The 14554-nt window shown below is 68.4% G+C and carries 14 protein-coding genes and 1 pseudogene; 7 read left to right on the top strand and 8 right to left on the bottom strand.

Annotated elements, in window-relative coordinates; translation table 11 throughout:
• Positions 1–32 precede the first annotated feature (32 nt).
• Entirely contained in the window at positions 33–965 is a 933-nt protein-coding gene (locus tag ACTWP6_RS02630; RefSeq protein WP_260751515.1) for an LLM class flavin-dependent oxidoreductase, read from the bottom strand.
• A gap of 106 nt (positions 966–1071) precedes the next feature.
• Here ACTWP6_RS02630 and ACTWP6_RS02635 point away from each other — a divergent pair, with 106 nt between their 5' ends.
• Complete coding sequence (locus ACTWP6_RS02635; protein ID WP_260751516.1) at positions 1072–1989, top strand: LLM class F420-dependent oxidoreductase; 918 nt, start codon at positions 1072–1074, stop codon at positions 1987–1989.
• Positions 1990–2019: 30 nt separating this feature from the next.
• On the opposite strand, the gene ACTWP6_RS02640 is transcribed toward ACTWP6_RS02635, so the two are convergent.
• The 3 genes and pseudogenes from ACTWP6_RS02640 to ACTWP6_RS02650 form a co-directional block, all read right to left on the bottom strand.
• The gene (locus ACTWP6_RS02640) at positions 2020–3036 is read right to left on the bottom strand and encodes an NADP-dependent oxidoreductase (RefSeq protein WP_260751518.1); all 1017 of its coding nucleotides are present in this window, start codon (positions 3034–3036) and stop codon (positions 2020–2022) included.
• A gap of 46 nt (positions 3037–3082) precedes the next feature.
• Positions 3083–3887 (bottom strand): annotated as a pseudogene (locus tag ACTWP6_RS02645) (acyl-CoA thioesterase).
• A 12-nt stretch (positions 3888–3899) separates the two neighbouring features.
• Positions 3900–4589, bottom strand: a complete 690-nt coding sequence (locus ACTWP6_RS02650; protein WP_443186750.1) for a DUF427 domain-containing protein — start codon at positions 4587–4589, stop codon at positions 3900–3902.
• A 255-nt stretch (positions 4590–4844) separates the two neighbouring features.
• On the opposite strand from ACTWP6_RS02650, the gene ACTWP6_RS02655 reads away from it, so the two are divergent.
• Together ACTWP6_RS02655 and ACTWP6_RS02660 are read left to right on the top strand one after the other, a co-directional pair.
• A complete protein-coding gene (locus ACTWP6_RS02655) occupies positions 4845–6275 on the top strand; it encodes a WS/DGAT/MGAT family O-acyltransferase (protein WP_443186751.1) in 1431 nt (476 codons plus the stop codon).
• A 151-nt stretch (positions 6276–6426) separates the two neighbouring features.
• Positions 6427–7017 carry a hypothetical protein gene (locus tag ACTWP6_RS02660; RefSeq protein WP_443186752.1) on the top strand — a complete coding sequence of 197 codons (591 nt, stop codon included), beginning with the start codon at positions 6427–6429 and terminating at the stop codon, positions 7015–7017.
• 19 nt (positions 7018–7036) lie between these two features.
• Here ACTWP6_RS02660 and ACTWP6_RS02665 read toward each other — a convergent pair whose 3' ends face one another.
• Entirely contained in the window at positions 7037–7291 is a 255-nt protein-coding gene (locus ACTWP6_RS02665; RefSeq protein WP_260751526.1) for a DUF2631 domain-containing protein, read from the bottom strand.
• A 100-nt stretch (positions 7292–7391) separates the two neighbouring features.
• On the opposite strand from ACTWP6_RS02665, the gene ACTWP6_RS02670 reads away from it, so the two are divergent.
• Positions 7392–8228: a mycofactocin-coupled SDR family oxidoreductase gene (locus tag ACTWP6_RS02670; RefSeq protein ID WP_260751527.1), complete on the top strand. Its 837-nt coding sequence runs from the start codon at positions 7392–7394 to the stop codon at positions 8226–8228.
• A 48-nt stretch (positions 8229–8276) separates the two neighbouring features.
• Here ACTWP6_RS02670 and ACTWP6_RS02675 read toward each other — a convergent pair whose 3' ends face one another.
• Entirely contained in the window at positions 8277–9620 is a 1344-nt protein-coding gene (locus ACTWP6_RS02675) for a cryptochrome/photolyase family protein (protein ID WP_260751528.1), read from the bottom strand.
• A 70-nt stretch (positions 9621–9690) separates the two neighbouring features.
• Here ACTWP6_RS02675 and ACTWP6_RS02680 point away from each other — a divergent pair, with 70 nt between their 5' ends.
• Positions 9691–10566 carry a TIGR03619 family F420-dependent LLM class oxidoreductase gene (locus ACTWP6_RS02680; RefSeq protein ID WP_260751529.1) on the top strand — a complete coding sequence of 292 codons (876 nt, stop codon included), beginning with the start codon at positions 9691–9693 and terminating at the stop codon, positions 10564–10566.
• Between the two features lie 97 nt (positions 10567–10663).
• On the opposite strand, the gene ACTWP6_RS02685 is transcribed toward ACTWP6_RS02680, so the two are convergent.
• Both ACTWP6_RS02685 and ACTWP6_RS02690 read right to left on the bottom strand, forming a co-directional pair.
• A complete protein-coding gene (locus ACTWP6_RS02685) occupies positions 10664–11248 on the bottom strand; it encodes a fasciclin domain-containing protein (protein WP_313901308.1) in 585 nt (194 codons plus the stop codon).
• Positions 11249–11286: 38 nt separating this feature from the next.
• Positions 11287–11970 (bottom strand): fasciclin domain-containing protein, encoded by a 684-nt coding sequence (locus ACTWP6_RS02690; protein ID WP_443186753.1) that lies wholly within the window; start codon positions 11968–11970, stop codon positions 11287–11289.
• A gap of 159 nt (positions 11971–12129) precedes the next feature.
• On the opposite strand from ACTWP6_RS02690, the gene dxr reads away from it, so the two are divergent.
• Together dxr and ACTWP6_RS02700 are read left to right on the top strand one after the other, a co-directional pair.
• Complete coding sequence (gene dxr, locus ACTWP6_RS02695; protein ID WP_260751532.1) at positions 12130–13299, top strand: 1-deoxy-D-xylulose-5-phosphate reductoisomerase; 1170 nt, start codon at positions 12130–12132, stop codon at positions 13297–13299.
• Between the two features lie 16 nt (positions 13300–13315).
• Positions 13316–14554 carry a M50 family metallopeptidase gene (locus ACTWP6_RS02700; RefSeq protein WP_260751533.1) on the top strand — a complete coding sequence of 413 codons (1239 nt, stop codon included), beginning with the start codon at positions 13316–13318 and terminating at the stop codon, positions 14552–14554.

Here is a 14554-nt window from a genome sequence, read left to right on the forward strand (position 1 = left end):
AGCGCCTGGCGGGCACCGAAACCGAAGCGTGATCAGAGCTGGGGAATCACTTCCCCTGCCAGCAGTTCGAGCGTTTGATCGGAACCCCGATCGTGCGTGAAAAGCACGATCTGCCCGAAGCCCATCTCGACCAGCGCCCCGAGCCGATCGACCATCACTGCCGGCGTGCCGATCAAGTCGGTGTCGTGTAGCCCGAAACCTTCACCACCGAACCGCTTTTCCGCCAGGCCTCGCACCTTCGGCAGCGCGGCGTCGTCCGGCGCGAGTGCCATCACGGCCTCGATGGAGAGCGTGATGGTGTCCGGGTCGCGGCCGACGTCGTCGCAGATGGACCGCAGGGCCGCGATCTTCTCCTTGATCTGGCCCAGTGCGTAGGTCGGTACGTTCCACACGTCGGCATATCGCGCCACCAGAGGGAGCGTGAACTTCTCGCCGACGCCGCCCACGACGATGGGGGGCCGCGGCTGCTGCACCGCTCCCGGTTTGATCGGCATGTCGGGCACGGTGAAATGCTTGCCCGCAAAGTCGATCCGCTCGTCGGTGAAGGCCTGATGCAAGATCTGCAATGTCTCGCCGAGCTGTTCGGAGCGTTCGGCGAAGGTGCCCCACGGCAGACCGGCCCGGCGGTGTTCGTCCTCGATCGATCCGCTGCCGATGCCCAGGCTCAGCCGGCCGCCGGAGATCTGATCCAGCGTGGTGGCCATCTTGGCCAGCGTGACCGGATGCCGAAACTGATTGCACAGCACCATATGTCCGACCCGCAGACGGTCGGTGCGGCTGAGCAGCGCGGTGGCCAGCGTCCAGGCCTCCATCGACGGATAGTCGGGCATGCCGGGCCCGTACAGGTGGTCGTAGAGCCACAGCGATTCGATCCCGAGTTCTTCGCAGCGTCGGGCGCGGTGCAACACCTCGTCGAATGAGAAGCCCATTTGAGGCAGGTAGATGCCGATCTCCGGCCTGCTCATCACCCTCCCCATCGACAGTGCTGTACTTTCGGTCGCCTGCATGGTAACGACATTCTCGCAAAGTGAGAAGCAAATTCTGACGACGACGAGACGTAAAGGGCTGCCCATGCGGTTCGCGATCACCCATCCGATGCACAGCCATCCCTACAATCCCGAGCTCGTCACGGGCGCGGGGATCGCGAAGGTGGCCGCGGCCGCCGAGAAGGCAGGGTTCGCCGGCTTCGGCTTCACCGACCATCCCGCGCCGACCCAACGGTGGCTGGAGGCCGGTGGGCACGACGCACTCGATCCTTTCGTGGCGATGGGATTCGCCGCCGCCCACACCACGACGCTGCGGCTGATCCCCAACATCGTGGTGCTGCCGTACCGCAACCCCTTTGTCGTGGCCAAAGCCGGTGCGACGCTGGACCTGATCTCCGAAGGCAGGTTCACCCTCGCGGTGGGCGTGGGCTACCTCAAGCGCGAATTCAGCGCCCTTGGTGTGGATTTCGACGAGCGGGCGGTACGCTTCGAAGAGGCGTTGCAGGTGATCCGCGAGGTCTGGACCACCGATGACATCACCTTCGACGGCAAGCATTTCAGCGCCACAGGCATCACCGCGCATCCGAGGCCGGTCAGCGCTCCGCATCCGCCGATCTGGGTGGGTGGCAACACCTCGGCCGCGCGGGCGCGCGTCGCGAGGTACGCGCAGGGCTGGTGTCCGTTCCGGGCCCCGGCTGTGCTGGCGCAGACCGCCCGTACGGCGCCGTTGGAGACGGTGGACCATCTCCAGGCCGGTGTGGACGATCTGCGCCGTCGCCTGGAGGGCGAGGGCCGCGATCCGTCGGACATCGACATCACGTTCACCAACGATGCGGGTGGCGCTCCCGGTGCCGCGGACTTCAACGCCGACGAGTTCCTCTCCGGCGTCGCCGATCTCGAGAAGGCCGGAGTCACCTGGATTCAGGTGAGCGTGCCGGGGGACAGCCTCGCGCACACGCTGGAGGCCATCGAGGAGTTCGGCGGATCGGTCATCGGGGCGTAGTAGCCGCGACACGCGTCGCATCGATGCCGGTCACCCGGCGACCTTGACAAGGGTCTTGCCGATGTTGGCTCCGGTGAACAAACCGTTGAGTGCGTCGACGCAGGACTCGATGCCGTCGAAGATGTGCTCGCGGTGGGTGATCAGCCCCTGCTCCTCCCAGCTCCGCAGCGCCGCGAACGCCTCGTCGAAGCGGCCCCATTCGTCGAGGGCGTTGAATCCCTGCATCATCGCGGTCTTGGACAGCAGATTGACGTAGTTGGCCGGCCCCGGATGCTCACCGGTGAGGTAGCTGGAGATGACCCCGCAGAGCACCACCCGCGCCTTCTGGGCGAGCCGGCCGAGCACCGCGTCAAGGATCGGGCCGCCGACGTTGTCGAAATACACGTCGACCCCACGCGGGCAGTGCTCCCGCAGCGCCGCGCGCAGGTCATCGTTGCGGTAGTCGATGCAGGCGTCGAAGCCGAAGTCCTCCACCACCGCACGGCATTTGTGCGGGCCGCCGGCGATGCCCACCACCCGCGCGCCCGCGATCTTGGCGATCTGCCCGGCGACCGAGCCGGTGGCCCCGGCGGCGGCCGACACCACGACCGTCTCGCCCGGTTGCGGACGTCCGATGCCCGTCATGCCGAAGTACGCGGTGGCGCCGGTGGGGCCGTAGATGGACATCACCGCGAGCTGATCCACCTGGTCGCCGGGGCCCGGCACCGGTGTGGTGAAGAGGTCGTCGCGGACGATCGTGTATTCCTGGAACCCGGTCAGCGTGGTCACGATGTCCCCGACCGCGTATGCGGCACAACGGGATTCGACGACCTCGCCGATCCCCGCCGCGCGGATCACCTCGCCGAGCTGCACCGGGGGAAGGTAGCTCGGCTGATCGTCGAGCCAGGTCCGCACCGCCGCATCGATGCCCACGTACGTCGTACGCACCAGTGCCTCACCGTCGGCGGGTTCTGGCACGGGGGCGGTCACCAGTTCGGTGTCACCGGGGGCGACCAACCCGTGCGGTCGGTGGCGCAACACGATCTGTCGGTTCGTCAACGTCGACACCCGGCCGAACCTACCGAAGCGACACTGCCGCCGAGCCCCTATCGGGTCACAACCGCCACAGCGCCTCCTGCGTCGTGGTGGCGATCAACGTGCCGGCGGTGTCGTAGAGCGAGCCCTGGACCAGGCCGCGGGAATCGCCGACGTTGAGCCGATGCACCTCGTAGCGGTGCCAGTTGTGCGGTGTGAAGGGCCGGTGGAACCACACTGAGTGGTCCAGGCTGGCCGCAAAGGTCCCCGACCCTGCTTCCGGCTCCAGCGGCGCCCCGGACGGCCGCGCCACCGGCACCGGACCGAAGTCGGACAGGAACGTCAGCGTGCATGCCCGGATCAGCGGGTCGTCCTCGATCTCGTCGCGGGTGCGGATCCAGAACGGCGGTACCGCGAACACCGAATCGTCGTCGGGCCTGGTGCGGATGTCGAAGCGGTCGGCGAACTCGATGTCCGGTTCCTTGCCCCCTGCTTCGGGTCAGGGTCACCGACTGCGCCGGGGTGGGGTGCTCATCGGGGCCGGGCTCGGGGACGTGGAACGACGCGATCATCTCCAGGATCACTGCGCCCTGCTGGATCGCGGTGACGCGGCGGGTGTCGAAGGAGCGCCCGTCCCGGGTGCGCTCCACGTGGAGTTCGACCTCGACCCCGTAGCGGCCGCCCCGCACGAAACACAGGTGTAGCGACTGAGGCAGCTTGCCGGCGCCGACCGTGGCGCCGGCCGCCGCCAGCGCCTGCGCGGCGATCAGACCGCCGAACAACCGCGACCCGGGACCGGCGGCCGCCGGGCAGGCCACAAATACGTCGTCGCGGCGATCGAACCGCACTAGATCGGCGATCCAGCTCTGTTTGACACCTGTCACAAGACGTCGACCCTAGCGGGCCGCAACTGATCCCGGCAGGTCGGCGGTCATGTCGACCTTGTCGCCGTCGAAACTGAGCATGTCTTTGATTCCCAGGCTCTCGGGCAGCGGGTCCGCATAGCTCCACGCCACGTCCTCCACGACGGTCCCCTCGACGACCGCGGTCCAGTACGTGGCGTAGCCCTTGTAGTTGCAGTAACTGGTGGTGTCCGACCGCCGCAGCGCGTCCGTTCGGACGAACGCCGGGGCCACGTAGAGCAGAGGCTGCAGCGCCGTCTCGAACACGATCACCGTGTCGTCGGTGTCGACGAGCGTGCTGCCCCCTACGGTCACCCGCAGTCTCCGTGCGGTGGGGCGGCAGTCCACCCGGTGGTACGGGTTGGGCGGGTAGTGCACCAGACGGCGCCCCTCTTCCAGCCAGGTGTCGACCGCGGTCCAGGCCACCACGACATAACCGGGCAGCTCTGGAACCGGCGTGCTCGGCAGCTCGCCGATGTCGGCGGATCGGAACGCGTAGCTCAGCGGCGCACCCCTGCGGTGCACCATCCACGCGTCCTCGGTGTCGATCACCGAAAGGCCGTCGAGAAACGCCTGTACGCGCCGCGGATGCGGCTCAAGGTAGACCAGGTCTCCGGCGACCGGCGGACTGAACCGACCGGCACGCTCCCGGCTGAGTGGACCGTGCCCGGCCACCAGGCTCATCGAAATTCCCCGGCCCCAACAACTCTCGGACAAATCACAGCGGTTTCCCTTCGCTCGGCGACGTCCTGCAGGAGTTTACAAACTCCTGGTGGATTGTCACAGCAGCGTCCGTCTTCGAGGGCCCGGACGGTGAGACATTCCTGACATCGCCCCCGCGGGAACGGCGATTCGGGCGACCGCGCACCGGCGAAGTGGCGAAAATCGACGAAACGGGTACCACGCTGCAGGCCGGGTGGACGACGAACGAGGTGGCGGGTGAAACGACTCAACGGCGTGGACGCCATGATGCTCTACAGCGAGACGCCGGAAATCCACATGCACACCTTGAAGGTCGGCGTGCTCGATGTGACCGCCGTCGACGGCTTCGACTTCGAGTTCTTCCGCCGGGCCGCGCTGCCGCGGCTGCACGCGCTGGCGCCGTTGCGCTACCAGCTGGTGGACATACCGCTGAAGTTCCATCACCCGATGTGGGTGCAGAACGCGCAGATCGACGTCGACTACCACATCCGCCGAGCGCGGGTGCCGGCTCCCGGCGGGCGGCGCGAGCTCGACCAGCTCATCGGCGAGATCGCGAGCACGCCGCTGGACCGCCGATACCCGCTGTGGGAGATGTATGTCGCAGAAGGATTGGCGGACAACAGGATCGCCGTGATCCACAAGGTACATCACGTGCTCGCCGACGGTGTCGCGTCGGCGAACCAGCTAGCGATGGCGATCCAGCCCCGCGAGCCCGAGGTGGGGGGTCAGCTCGCCGAGGCGCCCCCGGACTCGACAGCGCCGCGCGCCCTACTCAAGGCCGCGGCCCGCGATCACGTGCGTCAGCTGCGCCGGCTGCCCAGGTTGGTCAACGAAACCGCCGCCGGTGTCTCGCGGGTGCGCAGGCAGGCCCGCGAGCGTGGCCGGCATCCCGACCTGGCGCGCAACTTCGCGCCGCCGCCGACCTTTCTCAACCATGTGGTGACGCCGGGCCGCCGCTTCGCCACCGCCCCGCTGGCGCTCGCGGACGTCAAGGAGACCGCCCGACACCTCGGGGTCACCCTCAACGACATCGTGCTCGCCACGGCGGCCGGAGCTCTACGTGAACTGCAGCTGCGCTACGACAAGAAGGCCGACTCGCCGTTGATCGCGGGTGTGCCCGTCAGTTTCGACACCTCACCCGGGCGGCTCGTCGGTAACGAATTCACTTACATGACACCATCTTTACCGGTTCATGTACCCGATCCCATCGCGCGGGTGCGGCTGACCGCGACCGCGACCGCCATCGCGAAGGAGAACCACAGCCTGCTCGGGCCGACACTGCTGCCGTCCTGGTTGACCTATCTGCCGCCGGCCGCCACTCCGCCGATCTTCCGGACGCAGGCCCGCCGGGTGGAGTCCGCGATGGTGATGAACCTGACCATCTCCAACGTGCCGGGCCCGAAGGAGCGGGGGGTGATGGAGGGTGCGGTCGTGGACGAGATCTACTCGGTGGGGCCGATCGTCGCGGGCAGCGGGATGAACATCACGGTGTGGAGCTATGTCGACCAGCTGTCGATCTCGGTGCTCACCGACGACCGGACGCTGAAAGACCCGCATGAGGCGACCGACGCGCTGATCGCCTCGTTTGCCGAGATTCGCGCCGCGGCCGGTCTGTCAGACAAGCTGACACCTGTCGAGAAGACCCTGCCGCTGGCTCCGGCCCTCTGAACCTCGGAACCTGTTGATCGGCGCGCGCTTTCGCGGCGTCGCAGGTCCTGCCGCTGCGCGCGGAAATCGGATGGAGACTTTACAGATCGACTCTAAAATGTCACCCTGTCTGGAGTGTCACGCGATGCGCGACGCATACTGGAGGCAGACGGTGAGAGGCCGGACGTTCGAGACAGACGACTTCGCGCAGTTCGAACGACGGCGGTCCGGGGTTCGCATCGCCGGCGAGACCCTGCGCACCTACGACCTGACCGTGTTCGCCGCCGACGTCGACGGCGTGGTCGGCGCCGCGGGCGGTTGGCTGTGCGACCGCGCGCGGGCGGGCTGGCAGGTCACCGTCACGATTCCGCCGGGCCACGACACCCGGGCCCTGAGGATCCTCGGGGTTGACGTCGAGGTGCAGGAGTCCCTCCTCGAGGCGCTGTGCGGTACCGCAGGCGCGGCCGTGGCGATGGACGCGCGAGTGCTGCGGGAGAACGCCGGGTTGCGGGCAGAAATGTCGGCTCTGGCCGACGCTGCCCGCGCCGAGATCACCGTCTGGGGCGATGCGGGCTCGTTCGGTCCCGACGGACGATTCGACCGGGTAAGGCACCGGCTCAGTGCCGCCGCCCGTGCGTTCAAGAGCAGGGCATTGCAGACAACCGGTCAGATCGTTGCCGATCTGACCGTCGAGGAATTCGTCAGCGCGGCGCTCTGGTATCCGCCGGACGGCGCCGATCTGGTGCCGCTCCCGAATCGCTAGTGGACGCCGGCGCCCGCCGTTACTGCGTGTCGCGGTGGCGGTGGATGTACCAGCTGCGCGCGACGAACGCGAGCACCACGGCCGCGAAGCCGACCATGAACCAGTCCTCCACCCGTCCGGTGTGATTGCCGTGGATCATCAGCAGCAGGAAGCCCGCCACCAGCAGCCCACCGATCTGGTAGAAGCGGTAGTTCTCCGTCGACCAGCCCCATTCGGCAGACGGCACGTCCTCGACGTCGACACCAGTGCGTCGTTCCACCTCGGTGCTTGCCACGGCTGCTCCTCATGATCGGGCTGACAGTCAACGGTCATTCTGACACAGGCCTACTACGGACCGCCGTAGACCTTGGGCCTACTCGGTAGGCTGGGCGGTCATGGCACCGCAGGTCCTGCAGGACAAGGTCGTTTTCATCACCGGCGCGGCACGCGGCCAGGGCCGCGCCCATGCCGTTCGGTTCGCCGAGGAGGGCGCCGACGTCATCGCGCTGGATCTGTGCGACCAACTCGAGTGCGTCGCCTACCCGATGGCCACCCCCGAGGACCTTGACGAGACGGTGCGGTTGGTCGAGAAGACCGGCCGCCGGATCGTGGCCGAGCAGGGCGACGTCCGCGACCGGAACCGGCTCGCCGACGTGGTGGCCAAGGGAGTGGCAGAATTCGGCCGGCTCGACTTCGTACTCGCCAACGCCGGCATTCTTCCTGCCGCCGGAGCGCAGGGCCGCGACATCACCGCGTTCACCGACGCGATCGCCGTGATGCTGAACGGGGTGTATTTCACCATCGAGGCCGCCCTGCCCGCGCTGCTGCGCAACCCAGACGGCGGCGCGATCGTGATCACCAGTTCGGCAGCCGGGTTCACCTCCGTGAGTACCGAATTCGCCACCATGAACCACGGCGCGGCCGGCTACACCGCCGCCAAGCACGGCGTCGTCGGGGTCATGCGCCACTTCGCCCGCTCGCTGGCCGAGAAGAACGTCCGGGTCAACTCCGTGCACCCCGGCGGCGTGGCCACGCCGATGGTGCTCAACGAGGCACTGGCCGAGTGGGCCGGCGAGCACCCGTCGTTCAGCGCCGCGCAGCAGGCGCTACTGCAACTGCCGATGATGGAACCGCACCACGTCAGCGACACGATGGTCTACCTGTGTGGGCCGTCGGGCCGCTATCTGACCGGCGCCGCGATCCCGTTGGATGCGGGCCAGACGCTGAAGTAGTCAGCCGATGGCGCCGTACCGGCTTTAGCCGATGGCGCCGTACCGGCTTTAGCCGATGGCGCCGTACCGGCGCAGCGCCTCGGCGCGTTCCCGCCCGTGGTCGACGATCGGTGCCGGATAGTCCTCGGGCCGGTCGGCCCCGAGGTCGTGCACGTCGTCGACACCGGCCAGCTCGGGCACCCAGCGCCGCACGTAGTCACCGGACGGATCGAACTTCTTGCCCTGGGTCGTCGGGTTGAACACCCGGAAGTACGGTGCGGCGTCGGTGCCGCAGCCGGCCGCCCACTGCCAGCCGTGCTGATTGTTGGCCATGTCGCCGTCGACGAGCTGTTCGAGGAACCAGCGGGCACCCCACTGCCACGGCAGGTGCAGATCCTTGACCAGAAACGACGCCGCGATCATCCGCACCCGGTTGTGCATGAAGCCGACCTCGGCCAGCTGCCGCATACCGGCGTCGACGATCGGGAAACCGGTCCTGCCCTTCTTCCAGGCCTCGAAGGATGTCTCGGCATCCTGGCCGTCGTCGACCTCGATCGTGTCGAAACTCCGGTTCCAGTTCCACCACGTGCTGTCCGGCCATTCACACACCACCGAGGCGTAGAAATCCCGGAACGCCAGCTCGCGCAGATAGGCCTGCGCGCCGTTGCCTCGGCCCAGATCGGCGGCCATCGTCCGCGGATGAATCGCCCCGAATTTCAGATGCGCCGACATGCGGCTGGTGGCCGAAAGATCGGGACGGTTGCGGTCCTCCGCGTAGCCGGTGAGCCCATCGGCGACGAACTGTCGCCACGCCCGCAGCGCCGCCGTCTCGCCGGCGGGGAGCTCGAGCTCAACCCCGGCGTCGGGGATCTGCACCGCGCGAGCGCCCTTCACGTCGGACGGGTGGATCCAGTGCGCCGACTTCGGCCCCGATTCGGCGGGGCGGCGCCAGCCGTGCTTGCGCCACGCCGCGAAGAACGGCGTGAACACCTTGTAGGGGGTGCCGTCGCCCTTGGTCACGCGGCCGGGGGAGACCAGGTAGGGCGAGCCGGTCGCCACCAACTCGATGTCGCCGAGCGCGTCGCGCACCTGGTCGTCGCGACGCCGGCCGAACGGGGTGAAGTCCTGCGACACGTGCACCGACGATGCCCCGATGGCTTTCGCGAGAGCGGGGATCCGGGTCCCGGGATGGCCCTCGGTCACCAGCAGCCGCCCGTCGAGCCGGTCGTGTACGTCGCGCAGCGCGTCGTACAGGTATTGCAGCCGCCGTGGACCCGACGAAGCCTTCAGCCGGGGGTCGAGCACATAGCAGGCCAGCACCTCGGTGTCGGCGCCGTCGACGTCGGCGGCGGCCAGCAGGGCCGGAAGGTCGGAGAGCCGCAGATCGCGGCGCAACCACAACACGGCGGGCATGTCGTTGATGCTGCCCCCAAACTCCGCTAGAGAAACAAGAGCCGGCGAAAGTGACGAAAGGGTAAGCACTGTGCAGTTCTGGTCGGGTGCGGCATTCCTGAAGGCGACCGAGGCCGTGCCGCTGGCGCGGATGCTCGACGAAGCCGGATACGACGGCATGGTGACTTCCGACCACATGATCTATCCGCGCGCGCTGAACTCGGCCTATCCCGATTCGGCGAGCGGGGCGCCGCCGTGGCAGCCCGAGACCGAATGGCCGCACGCGTGGGTGCTGACCGGGGCGATGGCTGCGGTCACCACCCGGTTGCGGTTCTCCAACGCCGTGTACATCGCGCCGGCCCGGCCGCTGCTGGAGGTGGCCAAACAGGTCGCCACCGCGGCGGTGTTGTCCGGCGGGCGGGTGAGCCTGGCCGCAGGCATCGGCTGGATGCGCGAGGAGTACGCGTTGATGGGCCAGGATTTCCGCACCCGCGGCAGACGGCTCGACGAGATGATCCCGGCGCTTCGGGCGCTGTGGCAGGGCGGCTGGGTGTCCTGGAGCGGTGAGCACTACCGGGTGCCCGAGATGATGATCGAACCGCACCCGCCGGGCCCGGTGCCGATCCTGACCGGGGGAGAGTCCGAGGCCGCGCTGCGGCGCGCCGCCCGGCTGTGTGACGGCTGGGTCGGGTACGCCTACCGGTGGGACGACGCGGTCGGCTACGCGCGCCGACTCACCGAACTGCGGCGAGAGTACGGTCGGGCCGACGAGCCGTTCGACATCCTGCTGGCCCTGATGGAGCCCGCCTCCCCCGATCTGTATCTGCGCGCCGAGGAGGCCGGCATCACCTCGGTGATGGTCGCGCCGTGGCTGGGCGCCGAGACCGGGGGCGTCCGCGGCGTGGAACGGTTCCGCGCGCCGATCGAGCGGTTCGCCGAGACTGTGATCGCGAAGGTGCGACGCTGACCAGACCTTCCCGCCCCAACTCCGGTGGACAGGAGGATCCCCCGCACCGGCCGGGGGAACTGCGTGCGGGGGATCCTCTGCAGTGGTGCTGATCCGGCTACGCTGCCGGCGGCATCAGCACCGTGTCGATCAGGTACACCGTGGCGTTGGCCGTCTGCACGCCGCCGCACACCACCGACGCGTCGTTGACCAACAGGTCGTCGACGGACCCGGTCACGGTGACCGGAGCGCCCTGCACCGTCACGTGCTCACCGACCACCTGGTCAGGGGCGGCCTGGCCCGGCACCACGTGATAGGTCAGGATGCTGGTCAGCAGGTCGGCGTCGGTCTTGAGTGTCTCGATCGTGGCGGGGTCGATCTTGGCGAACGCGTCGTCGGTCGGCGCGAACACGGTGAACTCGCCGCCGTTGAGCGTGTCGACGAGGTTCACATGCGGGTTGAGCTGACCGGAGACGGCCTGGGTCAGCGTGGTCAGCAACGGGTTGTTCGACGCCGCAGTTGCCACCGGCGAAGCCGCCATGCCCTGCACCGACCCGGGGCCGTCCGGGACCTGCTGCACGTAGCCCGCGCACCCCGGCCCGACCGGCGCCGCGGAGGCCGTCGCGGCCGCTCCGAAGGACAGCCCGACGGCGGCTGCCACCGCGATACCCGCACCGGCCAGAGACTTCAACTTGACGGTCATGATCGTGAATTCCTTTCCTGCAGTGATGGATTGGTGGATCAGTTAGCGGGCGGCATGAGGACGGTGTCGATCATGTACACGGTGGCGTTGGCAGTCGTGACCCCGCCGCACACCAGTCCGGCCTCGTTGACCTTGAGGTCGTTGCCTGCGCCGGTGACCGTGACGGGTGCGCCCTGCACCGTGGTGTGCTCGCCGGCGACCTGGTCGGGCGCGGCCTGGCCTGGCACCACGTGGTAGGTCAGGATGCTGGTCAGCAGGTCGGCGTCGGTCTTGAGTGTCTCGATCGTGGCGGGGTCGATCTTGGCGAACGCGTCGTCGGTCGGGGCGAACACGGTGAACTCGCCGCCGTTGAGCGTGTCGACGAGGTTGACGTTCGGGTTGAGCTGACCGGACAGCGCCTGGGTCAGTGTGGTGAGCATCGGGTTGTTCGACGCGGCCACCGTCACCGGATCGGCCGCCATCCCGGCCACGGAGCCGGGCCCGTCCGGAACCTGCTCGGCGTAGGCCGCGCAACCCGAACCGATGAGGTTGGCCGCGGGATCCGCCATCGGCGCCGCCGACGACGTCGTCATCCCGTTGGTCGCCGACTCCATGGCCGACGAGGCTGTGACGCTGGCCGACGTCGCGGTGCTTTCGGCTTCCTCGCTCGAACAAGCGGCACCGAAGAGGGCCACGGCAGCGATTCCTGCCACAGCAGCGGTCTTCCGACGAGCTGTCATCATTTCCTGATCCCTTTCGTCAAGTACGGGGCTCCGTTGCCCGCACTGGAGTTCGCACACGGGTGATTCCCAGCTGCCGTGCCTGCGGATGGGTCCCAGGCGCCGACGTCACACTCGCGTCACACTTGGAGACCGGGGCCGCGCGACCGGCACAATGGGTCGGTGAGCGAAAGCGGAGCGCGACGGCGTGTGCTGATCCTGGGCAGCACAGGCTCCATCGGTACCCAGGCGCTCGAGGTGATCGCCGCCAACCCGGACCGCTTCGAGGTCGTCGGGCTCGCGGCCGGCGGCGGCAATGCCGACCTGCTGGCGCGGCAGCGTGCCGAGACCGGGGTGACCAACATCGCCGTCGCCGACGAGGCCGCCGCGGCCGCGCTGGGCGGGACCATGTACTCGGGTCCCGACGCCGCCACCCGTCTCGTCGAGAACACCGAGGCCGACGTGGTGCTCAACGCGCTGGTCGGGGCGCTGGGCCTGAAACCCACGCTGGCCGCCCTGGCCACCGGCGCGCGGCTGGCGCTGGCCAACAAGGAGTCCTTGATCGCGGGCGGTCCGCTGGTGCAGAAGGCGGCCGCCCCGGGCCAGATCGTGCCGGTCGACTCGGAACACTCCGCGCTGGCGCAGTGCCTGCGCGGCGGCAGCGGCGACGAGGTCGCGAAGCTGGTGCTCACCGCGTCCGGGGGGCCGTTCCGCGGCTGGACCGCGGAGCGACTCGAGGACGTCACCCCCGAGCAGGCCGCTGCGCACCCCACCTGGTCGATGGGCCCGATGAACACCCTGAACTCGGCCTCGCTGGTGAACAAGGGGCTCGAACTGATCGAGACGCACCTGCTGTTCGGGATCGACTACGACCGCATTGAGGTGGTGGTGCATCCGCAGTCGATCGTGCACTCGATGGTCACGTTCACCGACGGGTCCACCCTCGCGCAGGCCAGCCCGCCTGACATGAAGCTGCCGATCGCGCTCGCACTGGGGTGGCCGTCACGCGTCCCCGGCGCCGCGGCGGCCTGCGATTTCACCACGGCCTCGCGCTGGGATTTCGAACCGCTCGACGACGACGTGTTCCCGGCGGTGGCGCTGGCCCGCGAGGCCGGCCGGGGTGGCGGCTGCCTGACCGCGGTCTACAACGCCGCCAACGAGGAGGCGGCGGCGGCGTTCCTCGCCGGACGGATCCGGTTCCCGGCCATCGTGCGCACCGTCGACCATGTGCTGCGCGCTGCCGACCGATGGGCGGCCGAACCAGCTACCGTGGATGACGTACTCGACGCCCAGGACTGGGCCCGTGATCGGGCCCGACAGGCGGTCGAGCAGGAACCCGCAGGTCGCAGATGATAGGACTCCCCGCCCGATGATGTACGTGCTCGGCGTGACGCTGTTCGCGATCGCCATTCTGGTGTCGGTGGCGTTGCACGAATGCGGCCATATGTGGGTGGCGCGCGCCACAGGCATGAAGGTGCGCCGCTACTTCGTCGGCTTCGGCCCGACGCTGTGGTCGACCCGGCGGCCCAACAAGCTGGGCGAGACCGAGTACGGCGTCAAGGCGGTGCCGCTCGGCGGATTCTGCGACATCGCCGGCATGACCGCGGTCGAGGAACTCGACCCCGAGGACCGGCCGTACGCGATGTACAAGCAGAAGACCTGGAAGCGCGTCGCGGTGCTGTTCGCCGGGCCGGCGATGAACTTCGTCATCGGGCTGGTGCTGATCTACGCGATCGCGATCATCTGGGGTCTGCCCAACATCAAGGCCCCCACCACCGCGGTGGTCGGGGAGACGTCATGCATCAAATCCGAGGTGGCGCAAGGCCAGTTGGGTGACTGCATCGCCAACAGCCCGGCGGCCGCCGCCGGCATCCAGGCCGGCGACGTCATCGTCAAGGTCGGCGACACCGAGGTCGCCACGTTCGACGCCCTCGTCGAGGCGGTGCGTAAGGAGAACGGCCCCACCGCGCTGACCGTGCAAAGGGACGAGAACGGTCAGACGCGCGAGTTCACCACCACCGTCGACGTCACCCCGAGCCAGCGCTACGTCGTCGGCGGGAACGAGGGTCCCGCCGTGCCAGTCGACGTCGGGAGCATCGGCGTCACGGCCGCGCAGTTCGGGCCGACGCAGTACAACCCGCTCACCGCGGTCCCCGGGACGCTGGTGTTCACCAAGGACCTCGCCGTGGAACTCGGCAAGGCGATCGTGAAGATCCCGACCAAGATCGGGGCGCTCGTGCACTCGATCACCGGCGGCGAGCGCGACCCCGAGACGCCGATCAGCGTGGTCGGCGCGTCCCGGATCGGCGGCGAGACCGTCGAGCACGGCATCTGGGTGGCGTTCTGGTTCTTTCTCGCACAGCTGAACTTCGTGCTGGGCGCGGTCAACCTGATCCCGCTCCTGCCGCTGGACGGCGGGCACATCTCGATCGCGCTCTACGAGAAGGTCCGCAACATGGTCCGCCAGACGCGAGGCAAAGTCGCCGCGGCTCCCGTCAACTATCTCAAGCTGATGCCCCTGACGTACGTGGTGATCATCGCGATGCTGGGCTTCACGCTGCTCACCGTGACCGCCGACGTAATCAACCCGATCACGCTGTTCCAATGA

Source organism: Mycobacterium sp. 4D054 (genome assembly GCF_052245755.1).
GTDB lineage: Bacteria > Actinomycetota > Actinomycetes > Mycobacteriales > Mycobacteriaceae > Mycobacterium.

Coding starts and splice junctions, on each gene's coding strand:
- ACTWP6_RS02630 (WP_260751515.1), bottom strand. CDS start 965: ATGAGCAGGCCGGAGATCGGCATCTACCTGCCTCAAATGGGCTTCTCA.
- ACTWP6_RS02635 (WP_260751516.1), top strand. CDS start 1,072: ATGCGGTTCGCGATCACCCATCCGATGCACAGCCATCCCTACAATCCC.
- ACTWP6_RS02650 (WP_443186750.1), bottom strand. CDS start 4,589: ATGAGCCTGGTGGCCGGGCACGGTCCACTCAGCCGGGAGCGTGCCGGT.
- ACTWP6_RS02670 (WP_260751527.1), top strand. CDS start 7,392: ATGGCACCGCAGGTCCTGCAGGACAAGGTCGTTTTCATCACCGGCGCG.
- ACTWP6_RS02675 (WP_260751528.1), bottom strand. CDS start 9,620: ATGCCCGCCGTGTTGTGGTTGCGCCGCGATCTGCGGCTCTCCGACCTT.
- ACTWP6_RS02685 (WP_313901308.1), bottom strand. CDS start 11,248: ATGACCGTCAAGTTGAAGTCTCTGGCCGGTGCGGGTATCGCGGTGGCA.
- ACTWP6_RS02690 (WP_443186753.1), bottom strand. CDS start 11,970: ATGATGACAGCTCGTCGGAAGACCGCTGCTGTGGCAGGAATCGCTGCC.
- ACTWP6_RS02700 (WP_260751533.1), top strand. CDS start 13,316: ATGATGTACGTGCTCGGCGTGACGCTGTTCGCGATCGCCATTCTGGTG.